Raw genomic sequence first — 12,743 nt, 5'->3', positions numbered from 1 at the left:
TGTTTAAATTTTATGATTTATTTCATGTAAAATAACATGCTCTAGTTGCAGTTTTAAGTTGAATTTATACGGCTTTAGTCTTAATTTAACAGACTTAACTGTAATAAAAATTGTATTCAGTGATGAATGAGAAAAATATGAAAAAGTATCTATTGGGTTTAGTGATTACGGCGGCTGCCATGAGCAGCCATGCTGCGGTAGAAGAAACAGTGTATAGAGGAATGGGCGAGGCATCTGTACAGTTTCCAAGCTTTAAAAAGATGCAAAAGCAGGGGCTAATCAATAAAAAACCGGATATTTCAAGAAATGACTATAATGATGTATATAAATTAAAAAAACCGCTTCAATTTATGGGGCAAACGGTTGCACTGCTATCAGACGAATATATGACACAGTATGCTGGATGTTGTGTCAGTGAGGGTTGGGGAGCTGTTTTAGCTAAAAAGAGTGATATGAAACTCTTGACTCAATTTGCCAAAACCAATCAGTGTTCATTAAGCAAAGTAGAAGCAGATGCCAGTAATTATTATGGTTTTAAACTGAAAGCATTACCAACAGCAGAATATTATGAGCTTTCTTGCCGAGAACGTGATTTAGAAAACCAGTAGTAAAATAGATAAATTAAGCTCTATAGAACGATCGCGATTTAAATCTCTTATTGCATAGGGTCTGTTGACAATTCGTCTATGTTTGCGACTAAGTGTGTTTTTTAGGCGATACTAGGCGTGAAGTACGAAATTTAGTCATTCTAAATGAGTAGTTCGTAACGACGTAGCGGCAAAAAACACGCTAGTCCCCCGCTGCGCCTTGCGCTGCAAACAAAGCAGTGCTTTGTTCTTGCTCAGGGTTGTGGCTAAAATTATCTCAGCCTTCGTTATGAAACTCGAAAATAGTCTCGCTATTCTCTTCGTTTCATGTCTTGCCTGCTCAATTTTAACCTACAACGCAAGCCATTTATGAAATGTCAACAGACCCAAAGTTTTCTCCCTCTTTGCTTTGTGTGATACATGGCTTAGAGGGAGGGAGATGTCTTGACAGACTCTTTATGAATGAATCTGTTTAGGTGGTCTTGATCAATATCTACAGAATTAAAGCACCTGTACCAGCACCAATCACCATTAACCAAACTGGATGAACATTCTTAAAAAGACTTAGACAAATAGTGATGGCGACGATTACGATCAGTAAAATATTTTGAGCAGAGGCTTGGGCAATAATCCAAGCACTGACTAAAACCAAACCGACTGTAATAGGTTTTAACGCCTTTTCAAATTTCGCCCGAAGTGGATGACTTTTAAAATTATTCCAAAATTTAAGTGCATAAATGGTGATGATTGAAGAAGGACCAAACTTTGCAAAAGACGTCACGATCAATCCCATAGGCCCTGCGACATGCCATCCCACCAAGGGAACAATCATCATGTTTGGACCTGGTGCAGCTTGCGCCATTGCAAACATAGAGCTGAATTGCTCAGCAGTCATCCATTGGTGGATCACAACCACCTGATGTTGCATTTCAGGTAAGATCGCATTCCCGCCACCAAAGGCCAATAAAGACAGTTGAGTAAACACTAAAGTCAGTGCAATGAGAACATACATCTTATTTTACTCCTGAGTCACTTTAGTTTGATTAAATGCTAAAACTGCCATATTCACGGTGATTAAAATCAACAGCGTCAGTGCCAAGGGCAATTTAATCAACAGCATAAAAATAATGGTCAAGATAATGGTGAAATAGGTCAGCTTACTTTTCATAATTGGTTTTAACATCTTAAAACCTGTAGCAAACAGTAGACCCGCAGCAGCGGCAGCTAAACCTTGAATCATGTGTTGCACCATTGGGATATCTTGAAAACTGCTATATAACTGGTACAACGAGATAACAATAATGGTCGGGGCCAGCATAAGACCAAATACCGCACTAATCGCACCTTTTACTCCAGCAAAGTCATAACCAATCGCCACTGCCATATTTACAATATTTCCACCGGGTAAGATTTGGCAGACACCCAACAAGTCGGTAAATTTTTCAGATGTTAACCATTTCTGATCTTCTACAATTAAACGATGTGCGAGAGGAAGTACCCCACCAAATCCCATGAGACCAAGTTTCATAAAGCCTAAAAATAATGCTTTGCAATTCGGTGTGGTCATGGATTGTTCCATTGGGATTGCTTCAGTATTCATTTAGACCTCTTCAATTTGCTGTGATGTACTTGGCTTGAATGTGATTATCTGCTTGTTGAGTCATAAAGAAAAATGCTATTTTTGCTGTTATTCATACCTAAAAAGTATGCTTTAAACGTGAATTAGCACGATAAAAATGAAAAGATCGATATTGAGGCGAAAAGATGATTGATATTCATAAGCTTAATGCGTTTGTGGCTGTGGTTGAGGAAAGTAATATTTCTCGGGCAGCGGTACGTCTGAATATGCAGCAACCGCCTTTAACACGAATTATCAAAAACTTAGAAGATGAGTTAGACACAGATTTATTGAAGCGTTTACCGCGTGGCGTAGAAGCAACTGAAGCGGGTAAGGCCTTATACCAAGAGGCACTTACCATACTTGCGCATGCACAAGCTATTCCCAAACGTGTGCAAAATATTTCTAAAGGTTTGGAAGGGCAAATCAATATTGGTTTTACCAACTCAGTCGGCTTACATTCCTTTTTGCCTGCTTTACTGCGTAATTTTCGTGAAGTATTTTCAGCGGTGTCTATTCATTTGGAAGAAGATGGCAGTAGCTCATTGATTGATTCGATTATCAATGAAAAGAATGACATCGTTTTTTTGCGTAAGCCTGCGCCGATTGGTTTGGGACTCACCAGTTTGCATGTACTTGATGAGCCTTTAATTGTGGCATTGCCCAATAATCACCCCTTAGCTGAACATCCAGATGCCATCCAATTACTTGATTTAGAGCCTTATGATTTTGTACTGTATCGCCGTTTAGCAGGACAAGACTTGTTTGATAATATTTTGGCCAGCTGTTATCAGGCTGGATTTAGTCCAAAGATTGTTCAAGAAGCCCCACGTTTAACGTCGAGTTTAAATTTGATTGCAGCAGGGATTGGTTTGTCGATTGTTCCAGAGGCCATTCGAGATTTTTGGAACAAGCAAATTATTTACAAAGCGCTTAAAGCGGATACGCCGTGTATTGCACCAATTTATGCAGTCTATAAGCAGGATGCTGAAAATATCCGTTTAAAACATATTTTAAATTTGCTCGTTTAATTTATAGGTTGATTTGCTAAAGCTCTAACGAAATAAGTGGATTTATATATTTTGAATGTTTGAGCTGTTTTGGAATAATTTATGCTTTGAAACTCTATCTTTAAAACAAAATCAATGAATCATTGCATTTTTGCTACACATAAAGCCTGAGCTCAAGATTACTATTATTGTTTTAAAATCAAACCTTAGAAATAGAATTGAGGATATCGCTTTGAAACTTGGATTTGTAAAAAGTGTTTTAGCATCTGCAATCATGTTGTCATCTGCACCAGTATGGGCTGAAACAACAGGGCAAATCACTCAAACCACTTCAGCTATTGTGAAAGATCAAAAAAAATCGGGGATTGATCATCAATATTTTGATCAAAATGTAAAAGGAAATGATGATTTTTATCAACATGTAAATGGAGGATGGTTGAAAAATACCGAAATTCCTGCGGATAAATCACGTTGGGGAACTTTTGATATTTTGCATGAAGAATCATTAAAACAATTGCATGATATTGTCGATGAGCTTTCAAAACAGCAATTGGTGGAAGGAAGTTCAGAGCAAAAAGTGGCAAGTCTATATGCCAATTTTATGGATGAAAAAAGTATTGAAGCATTGGGTATTCAGCCGATTCAAGCGGAAATTACCAATGTTGATGCATTGAAAAGCAAAAAAGATATTGCGCAATTGGCCGCACATTTTTCACGTATTGGTGTAACCAGCCCTTTTGATGTGGGTATTGACCAAGACATGAAAAACTCAACTGAAATGGTGGCAATGCTTGGGCAAAGTGGTTTAGGGTTACCTGATCGTGATTATTATTTAAAAAATGATGCCAAATTTAAGAAAATCCGTTCTCAATATTTAAAGTATATTGAAAAAACTTTAAGCCTAGCTGGAGACAAGCAAGCAGTACAGCATGCACAAGGGATTTTAAAATTAGAAACGCAAATCGCCAAGATACAATGGAGTAATGTTCAAAACCGTGATGTAACAAAGCTCTATAATATTTATAAAACACAAGACTTAGCCAAACTTAGTCCAAAAATTGATTGGCAAACTTATCTAGAAAAACAAGAATTGTCCGATAAGATTAAAACCATACAAGTCATTCAACCAAGTTACTTCAAAGGGTTAAGCCCAATTGTTGACAATACCTCACTAGAGGTTTGGAAAGCTTATTTTAAATTTCATTTAGTCAGTGATTTTTCATCATTGCTTAGTCAAGCTTTTGTCGATAACAGCTTTGATTTTTATAGCAAACAGCTCAGAGAAATCAAGGAACAGAAACCACGTTGGAAGCGCGGTGTGCAATTGGTTGAGGGAACTTTAGGTGAAAGTTTGGGCCAGATTTATGTGAAAAAGTATTTTTCTGCTGAGAAAAAACAACGCATGGAAGTCTTGGTGCAAAACTTAATGAAAGCTTACTCACAAAGCATAGACAAACTGGATTGGATGAGCCCAACCACGAAAGTTCAGGCGCAGAAAAAGTTAGCAAGTTTTGCGGTGAAAATTGGTTATCCAAACAAATGGCGTGATTATTCTGCTTTAGAAATCAAAAATAATGACTTGATTGGAAATGTGATCCGTTCACGTGAATTTGAACATCAATATGCCTTGAATAAATTGGGCAAGCCTGTTGATCGTGATGAATGGGGCATGACACCGCAAACCATCAATGCGTATTACAACGCTTCATTAAATGAAATTGTCTTTCCAGCAGCAATTTTACAACCTCCATTCTTTGATATGGATGCCGATGATGCAGTGAACTATGGTGCGATTGGGGCAATTATCGGACATGAGATCAGTCATGGCTTTGATGACCAAGGCAGTCAGTTTGATGAATTGGGCAATATGAAAAATTGGTGGACGGCAGAAGACCATCGAAAATTTAAAGAAAAAACCAATACCTTGGTTGCTCAATATAACGCTTATGAGCCAATCAAAGGTTATCATGTCAATGGTGAGTTAACCTTAGGCGAAAATATTGCTGATAACTCTGGGTTGGCGATTGCTTATAAAGCTTATCAACTGTCTTTAAATGGCAAGGCTGCGCCAGTGTTGGATAATTTAACAGGTGAACAACGCTTTTATATTGGTTGGGCACAAGCATGGCGTTCTAAAATTACTGATGCAATGCAAGTTGAATTCTTAAAAAGAGATCCGCATTCACCTGATAAAGTTCGTGGCAATGCTACCTTGCTAAATCAAGCACCATTTTATGATGCTTTTCATATTCAGCAGGGCGATAAAATGTATTTACCTGCCAATAAACGCGTGACCATTTGGTAATAATCTGACCTAAAAGCCTGCCAAGCCGTATCAACACTTGGCAGGCTTTTTATATTTTTTCACATGTCGTATAAAAAATGGCAGTGGAATAGATGTTTAGATAGAGCTTTTTAAGTTTTAACTTAATTGATTATCTCTAATCATTTTTTATGTGATTCTCTTATCACTTTATTTCGATAAATAGTTAATAAATTCAATGTAATAAGTTTGTTGTTTTGGGCATTTTAAGATATTTTTATGCATAAATATAATTGAGAAATGTCCGGTGAATTTAAAAACATTCTTATTGTTGGGTGGGGGCGGTTTTGTATTGCAGGGTTGTACAACCATGAATACATCAACATCAGATGCTTTTAAACAATATGCTTCTGCTCAAGAACTCATTGATAAGCACAATATTAATGAAAATAATAGCGCATCTAAAGAATATGTTTATGATTGGGGATCAAAACAAAGCGATCAGCAGGTGCAGTCTTTAACACCGAAAAGTTATTTAAGCCGTTATTGTAGCGCCAAAGGTGGTCATTTTTCTCAAGTGCAAAAAAGTACAATGAGTTCGGTTAAGGATATTTGGGCAAAAAAATTATTAAATACTTATAGCAGTGTTAAACAGGGGATCGGTGCATACCAATGTATTGAAAGTAATGGTCAGCAATGGTATGTATCCATCGAACCTTTATCTGAACGTAAACTCGATCAAACTGGAACCCGAGTTGTAAATTTGCAAACCAAAGTTTTATCTTTGGATGAGCTTAATAAATTCTATAACAACAAAAGCAATATGGCGGCAGTTGCCCAAGAAAAGAAATCTAAAAATAGTCATTCAAAAAGCAGTGATGCAAAAAGTACTGATATAAAAACGAATAATTCAAAAAATGCTGCTATCAACAATGTAGCAAAAACTCCCCCTGTTAAAGTCATGGAAGAAAAAAAGCCAGTCACCCCAGTTGCAGAAGAAGTAAAAGAAAAGCCTCAGCCTGAAAAAACAATAACAACACCGCAGTCACAACAGATGCAATTATATATTTCAGCGCGCAAAGAATTAGGACGTGGACAAAATCAGATCAATGCCTGTAACAATGCTGAACGTGCTTATAATTATGGGCGCTTGCATGGAACAAGTGGAATTAATGTCTATGCTGAATCAGGTGTATTGGTAGCAAGATGTTTAACCAATGTGCCAAGTTATAGTCAGCGCTTTTCTAATCCGCAAGATCGAGCCAAACGAATTTTGCAGAATTTGGCGGGTAATCAAAATCATGCAGTTGCTAAACATATGCTAAAGCAGATTAAGTAATGGAATAAGGTGTTTCACCTCAACGAAGTGAAACACCCGAATAAATGAAAAGCGTTATTCATCATTCAACGAACATTCAAAACTACTCGGATTTTCTTTACAACGAACTTTTTTGAGGAAATTCATCATTTGTGGATCATAAATACCTGATTTAGTCAGTGCAATACGAGATTCACGCATCATTTTGATATAGTTCAGTTGTTCATTGGCAGGGATATTCATCCAATATTTTGCAGGAATTTCTTTTTCATATTTGGCTACGATGCTAAATGTTCTACCCAATTGGCTTGCGACCCAAGTTCGAGATTTTTGTCCAAAGCCTTGAGGGAATTTGTCTTTGCGAATAATAAAATTGGCCGAAATTTGAGTCAGTGGGAATTTTACGATGCCGCCTTTTTCTCCTAAGCCCTTATAGAGCTCAAAGGGTTTAAATGCAACAACCGGTGCAGGAAGGATATCAATTTCATGATTGTTAAATTTAGCGCCTGCACTGGTGACATCAACAGAAACAGCTTGTGCACCCACTTGTTGAACCAATTTTGGTTGTGCTTCGTCATAACGGAACACTCCAATTTTTTTACCAGCAGCTTTGGCTAATGTGTTGATATTTTTGTCATTTACAAATAGATATGCTGGTCCAATTGTACCTAATCCTGCAATTTCATAAGGGCCATTGATCATCTTTTCCGCTGCTCGGGGTAAAGATAATAATTTATAGGCTGAAATGGCTGTTTTCATATCCGTTAATGCACCGATCGCATCTAAGGAGCCAATATATTTATTAAATTGGCGACCACGTAAACCACTGATAATGGCACCATCACATTTACCCACTTTTAAGTCTTCTGCAGCGAGCCTTTCGTCAGTAACGGCTCTTAAATCTATATCAGCACCCCAATTTTTTGCTTCAAGTGCATAATCTTTAGCTAGGGCATATGCATCACCTGCTTTACCAACCGGATCAAAAACACATACAACTTGCTTTGCAAAAGCAGGCATCGAAAGTGCGAATAAAGTAGTTATTGTGAGAGTTTGAACCATTTTCATATATATTTCCCTATAAACAGTTATGGCATATCTTATTAAAACGTATGTGCTATTGATGAACTAATGACCATGAGGATTGTTTTTTGTGTCAATAAACCCAACAAATGTAGGTTTTTGGGTGTGGATTATTGATTAAGATTCGAGTCATGAGATTAGATCTTTAATCAGTTTGAGCTAGATGACAGATTAAGCAAGTATTTTAGTTTTAATGTATCAAAGCTATCTATTTTAAATACAACATAATATTGAATCCAGTTTAGCACAGCAAATAAGATTATTTTTAGTATAGGTTGTTTACAGAGTCATAACAGGCGAACAGGTAGCGCTTGTGATACAAAGGATTTAATTTCGAATTGGACTTTGTTTATGTCACGCCAAATTTTCTCCTCAATGCATTCTAAATTTTCCCATATGGGTCGTTCTGTATTTATGGCGACGGCATTAATGGGAACAGCACAATTTGCTGTCGCAGGGCCAACCGTTGATCAACTTAGCGATTGTTTGGTAAAAGCAACTACAGCAACAGATAAAACTACAGTATTACAGTGGACCTTTGCTGCACTATCTACACACCCCGATCTAAAAGCATTGAGTAATGTCAGTGATGCGCAAAGAACACAACTCGATCAAAAGTTTGCTCAGGTTTTACAACGGGTGATTGTAGAACAGTGTGCCGCGCAGACCAAAGCAGTGATTGCAGCTGAAGGTGTGCAAGCAGTAGGTGACAGTTTCCAAGAGCTAGGTCGTACGACAGGTGAAGATATTATTAAAAACCCTGAAGTGAAAAAACAGTTACAGGGTGTATTGCGATATGTCGACTTAAATAAATTGGTGATGACTTTTTTAACCCCTGATATTTGGAATAAGTTGGGTGTGATTCGTCCATAAATCACTTTACCTTTACGGAGCAAGACTTCTTCTCTGTTTAAAGGAGTGGGAATCTTCATGACTCAATTGAAGTCATTATAGAAATCTCAAAGCAGCTCCTCTTACTATTGAAAGGGTTTGGGGAGTGGAATGAATGCATCAAGAAAGCTTGTTTAAAGTTAGATTATTAAAATTAGATTGAGTTTTGGTCTGTAAAAAATTGGTGATTGAAGGTATTTAAAAGATCGGGTTTTTTCAGTGATTGCATGTTATCTTGATGATTTGATTCAAAGAAAGCTTAGGTCAATTTAATGAATTTTGAAAAACTCTTTTTATATAAACAATGGTCAGATCAGCGCTTATTTAAAGCCATAGATCAAATTGATCAAGTGCAATATTTAGAAGATTATAATTTTGCCAAGCAACAATTCAATCATATGATCATTGTCGAAGAGTTATTTAGATCTCGGCTAGAAAACAAAAAAGCGTTGCACAGTCAAACCAATACAGAATTTTTACCATCCTTAGATGAACTTAGACATCGAATTGCTGAATCACATTTATGGTTTATTGAATTTGTACAAAATATTCAATTGGATCAACTTGCAGAAATTATTCATTTTCAATTTATAGATAAAAAAACGGGTAGCCTATCAATAGAAGAGATCCTCTTTCATATCATCAATCATGGAACATACCACAGAGGCAATATTGCGCATGCTTTACATCATGCTCAGGTGGTTCATCCTGCCGATACATATACGGTCTTTATTCATCAGTATGAACCTGAGCGTAGAGTGGGATAAATCATTATCATGATATATGTAAGATGTTGAATTAAAAAATTTAAGTGAATAGATAAATAAACATGGACAAGAAAGCAGTCAAAATTTTACTTAAAACTATTAAAAGCTCGCAGGATCAAAATTTAGAGAGCTGGTTTTATTGGGATACATACATGCAATTCATTACTGAAGATGAGTTTGAATATGCAAAAAGCCATTCCGTTATGTTTGAACAAGAAAAAATAAGTCACAATGAAATCTGTCGAAGAATAAAAACAGCAGTTAATCAAATTGAAAAGCAATCTGTGGTGGATGCATTTATTTACAGTCTAAGTACAAGACGATTGGAGTATCGATCTTTTTTATCAAGTTACTGTATTGGTAAAAGTTTGATTGAACATGACTTTGTTTCCAGTCCAGAACCAAACTCAAATATATGTGCAGTTTGTGGGCTATATACGTATGAGTTTGAAAGACTCATTGAGTTTAATACACTCAATTTCTTTAAATACAAACATGGAAGCTGTACAGACAATTTGATTTCTGTTTTATTTGATTTGGAACAATTTCTTAAATTTCCTGTCGTTGAACCAAGCGATGAAGATTACAGCATTCTAAATGAACTCAAAACGATAATAGAGACAGCTCAACCCAATGACAGAATAGCTCAACTTAAAAAGAGTATTTCTAAAGCACTCAAGTCCAATGACGATGAGCGTTTGGGGCTTTTAGAGATTTTTGGAGTGATTGGTATTTTGCATGATGACAAGCATTTTGGCTATGCAGATAAATATGTGACATATCCAGAAAGAGAGCATCGACCGATTAGAAATGATGATGTGAACTATCCAACACGATGGTGGCAAGGACAGTTTGGAGTTGATCGTGAGAAATGGGATTATTGGTTTAGAAGTAAATGATGAGCAATGAATAAAATACTGCTAAACATTGAGTGAAAAGTATCTAGATAAATAGCTCTCTCATAATTTAATTATACTTTTATTTTTGAGGGAACTTAGGAAATTTTGAAATGATTTTATCCGAATTTTTGGTTTTCAAAGAATGTGATTAAATCTTGATTCGAATTTATTTCATTGTTTTTAATTTTTATTATTATTTTAATTATACACATGGCAAGATAATATCTTATTTGTTTTAAGTCTTTGGTTTCAATGTTTATGTTCCCACCATGAGCTATTCCGCTACGATGCGCATATAAGTTACACATGGTAGAGTATATTTGTTTCCTACTTTCGATGTCTTTTTTTCCTATTAGAAAAGCAGTATTTTCCGATAATACTTTCGTAATTGAGTCTCTACCAGTAGTTAATAATGCCTCCATTCCAATTGCACAGAATAAAAAACTTTCGTTCATGCTTTCTGACTTAATTGATGCACTATACCAATTTATGGAAGTACGCAATTTATCTAATAATTCATTTTTAAATTCAGTCGTTAATATAGGGAAGCATAAGTCTCTAAATTTTGAACCAATATTGCTTGGATTATCTGTGTTATTCTCTGATAAATTAAAATTTATTTTATAAAAAATTTCATTATTTAATGCGCTGGTACTCATTGCTTCATAATTTAAACATAATGGTTCTATGCTTTGCTTACTATTATCAGCGGTTAATTGAATGTGGAACTTATAAGGCATTGATATATGAGCAATGAAAATAATTTGATTAATAAACTCTTCAGCATCTTTTTTACTTTTTTCTTTAGCTATCAACGGATCACCAGGGTTAGAAATTTCAATAACTAGTTTATCTTTATATTTTTTTATTGTTTTTTTAAGTTCTACTAAAAATATATCTTCGGGATTGAAAGTCCCATTTTTCTTCCGCTCATTTTCAACTAGTTTAATATTTTTATTTATTTTTTTAGAAAAAGAAAGCTTAAGCCCTTTTTGATTAAAATTTCCTATAGTCAAATTTCCAAAGGAATACATCTCATCACAATGTAAGCCTTGAACGACAAAATAAAAAAAGTTAGTTTGATTGCTGTAAATTTTTAATTCTGAAATAACTTTTTTAAACTCGGTAAAAATATCTAAATTTTTGCTTTTTAAATATTCTTTAAATATTTCTTTCATCTTTTTGTCGATAGTTTCTAAAGCTATTAAATAAATTAGATTAGTTTTTTTTAATATAGATGTTAAAAATAAAGTCCAATCAAGAGATACTTCTTTTGAAAAACCATAGCTTATATCACTAAGAGTGGCAAAACCTCCTAAGCTAACAGCAGTTTGAAAATCAAGCGTATTATTTTTAAAGAAATCAAAATATTCGCAGATAGCTCTTGAGCTGTCTATTTTTAATTTATTAAAATCCATAAAAACTCCACATTAAATGAAGCTTTTATCTCATGAAAACAAATCATTAGTCAATTCAACTTCATCATCAATCAGCTTAAAGATGCTTTATTTATAGTTCACAAGCTTTACCCTGATACTCATAGCGATTTAGCTCATAACTTTTACCATCCCAACGATATACCGCAAAACATAAACCTGGACCTCCATTTTCAATATCAGGCCAACCATCTTTGCCTGTGCTTTTTAGAAAAGTCGGTATACCCGCGTTTTCAAAAATAGTTTTCCATTTCCCATTTTGCTGTTGTGCAATAAGGTGGTATCCCACGCCTGTATTGCCATAACACATACTGCTGTAGTCTGAAATAACAGCATCATTTAGCCCATCGTTATTTAAATCTCGATATACAGTAATTTCACCCGTTTCGCATTTTCCTTCCCAACCATGCTTTGTTTTTGCAAAACCTGCTGCTTTAAAAATCAAGTTGGCTTCTTTTGAAGGAACATTAACTTTCGTTTCTGCAAAAGTTGTAGTTGTGAAAAGGACAAGTGTTGAGAGAGTTAGGATAGATATTTTCATTTTGACCTTGAGTTTTGAGCAGTAGATTAATGTTTTTAAAGTAATAACAGCAAAGATTTCTTTTGAAAGTGTAACTGTTTCTGGAAAATAAAAAAGTAATAGTGAAGATAAAATGACTCTTTGCCTCTTTGCCTCTTTGCCTCGTTATGCTTCTTATCTCGTAAAAAGTATGAGATTAATAATATGATTAAAATCAGATGACGCTCCCTCTCCCTCCGGGAGAGGGCTGGGGTGAGGGCGCTTTCCCAGATAAAAAATTTTGAAAGAAAATAATAGATTTGAATATAACCAAATTTTTAAAAAGCTAAACATACCAACGCTTTAAACAAA

General features: G+C 35.3%; 12 protein-coding genes. 7 read left to right on the top strand and 5 right to left on the bottom strand.

What is annotated here, in order from left to right; translation table 11 throughout:
* Nucleotides 1–137: 137 nt before the first annotated feature.
* Nucleotides 138–608: a hypothetical protein gene (locus F981_RS01210; protein ID WP_004717448.1), complete on the top strand. Its 471-nt coding sequence runs from the start codon at nt 138–140 to the stop codon at nt 606–608.
* A gap of 472 nt (nt 609–1,080) precedes the next feature.
* On the opposite strand, the gene F981_RS01205 is transcribed toward F981_RS01210, so the two are convergent.
* Complete coding sequence (locus F981_RS01205; RefSeq protein ID WP_004717447.1) at nt 1,081–1,599, bottom strand: chromate transporter; 519 nt, start codon at nt 1,597–1,599, stop codon at nt 1,081–1,083.
* A gap of 6 nt (nt 1,600–1,605) precedes the next feature.
* Nucleotides 1,606–2,187 (bottom strand): chromate transporter, encoded by a 582-nt coding sequence (locus F981_RS01200; RefSeq protein ID WP_004717445.1) that lies wholly within the window; start codon nt 2,185–2,187, stop codon nt 1,606–1,608.
* Nucleotides 2,188–2,351: 164 nt separating this feature from the next.
* On the opposite strand from F981_RS01200, the gene F981_RS01195 reads away from it, so the two are divergent.
* The 3 genes from F981_RS01195 (at nt 2,352) to F981_RS01185 (ending at nt 6,817) form a co-directional block, all read left to right on the top strand.
* A complete protein-coding gene (locus F981_RS01195; protein WP_004717443.1) occupies nt 2,352–3,236 on the top strand; it encodes a LysR family transcriptional regulator in 885 nt (294 codons plus the stop codon).
* A 211-nt stretch (nt 3,237–3,447) separates the two neighbouring features.
* On the top strand, nt 3,448–5,520 hold the full coding sequence (locus tag F981_RS01190) for a M13 family metallopeptidase (RefSeq protein WP_004717442.1): 2,073 nt from the start codon (nt 3,448–3,450) through the stop codon (nt 5,518–5,520).
* Between the two features lie 265 nt (nt 5,521–5,785).
* Nucleotides 5,786–6,817 carry a hypothetical protein gene (locus F981_RS01185; protein ID WP_004717440.1) on the top strand — a complete coding sequence of 344 codons (1,032 nt, stop codon included), beginning with the start codon at nt 5,786–5,788 and terminating at the stop codon, nt 6,815–6,817.
* 54 nt (nt 6,818–6,871) lie between these two features.
* Here F981_RS01185 and F981_RS01180 read toward each other — a convergent pair whose 3' ends face one another.
* Nucleotides 6,872–7,864 (bottom strand): putative solute-binding protein, encoded by a 993-nt coding sequence (locus tag F981_RS01180; RefSeq protein ID WP_004717439.1) that lies wholly within the window; start codon nt 7,862–7,864, stop codon nt 6,872–6,874.
* A gap of 366 nt (nt 7,865–8,230) precedes the next feature.
* Here F981_RS01180 and F981_RS01175 point away from each other — a divergent pair, with 366 nt between their 5' ends.
* The 3 genes from F981_RS01175 to F981_RS01165 all read left to right on the top strand — a co-directional run bounded on the left by F981_RS01175 (nt 8,231) and on the right by F981_RS01165 (nt 10,436).
* Nucleotides 8,231–8,752 (top strand): hypothetical protein, encoded by a 522-nt coding sequence (locus F981_RS01175; RefSeq protein ID WP_004717436.1) that lies wholly within the window; start codon nt 8,231–8,233, stop codon nt 8,750–8,752.
* 290 nt (nt 8,753–9,042) lie between these two features.
* Complete coding sequence (locus F981_RS01170; protein ID WP_004717434.1) at nt 9,043–9,537, top strand: DinB family protein; 495 nt, start codon at nt 9,043–9,045, stop codon at nt 9,535–9,537.
* A gap of 62 nt (nt 9,538–9,599) precedes the next feature.
* On the top strand, nt 9,600–10,436 hold the full coding sequence (locus tag F981_RS01165; protein WP_004717432.1) for a hypothetical protein: 837 nt from the start codon (nt 9,600–9,602) through the stop codon (nt 10,434–10,436).
* Between the two features lie 116 nt (nt 10,437–10,552).
* On the opposite strand, the gene F981_RS01160 is transcribed toward F981_RS01165, so the two are convergent.
* Nucleotides 10,553–11,854, bottom strand: coding sequence for a HEPN domain-containing protein (locus tag F981_RS01160; RefSeq protein ID WP_004717431.1), 1,302 nt, complete (start codon nt 11,852–11,854; stop codon nt 10,553–10,555).
* A gap of 91 nt (nt 11,855–11,945) precedes the next feature.
* Nucleotides 11,946–12,413, bottom strand: coding sequence for a hypothetical protein (locus F981_RS01155; RefSeq protein ID WP_004717429.1), 468 nt, complete (start codon nt 12,411–12,413; stop codon nt 11,946–11,948).
* Nucleotides 12,414–12,743 lie beyond the last annotated feature (330 nt).

Source organism: Acinetobacter guillouiae CIP 63.46, from assembly GCF_000368145.1.
Taxonomy (GTDB): domain Bacteria; phylum Pseudomonadota; class Gammaproteobacteria; order Pseudomonadales; family Moraxellaceae; genus Acinetobacter; species Acinetobacter guillouiae.
Note: the sequence above shows the minus strand (reverse complement) of the source record. Positions and strands in the feature narration are given on the sequence as shown.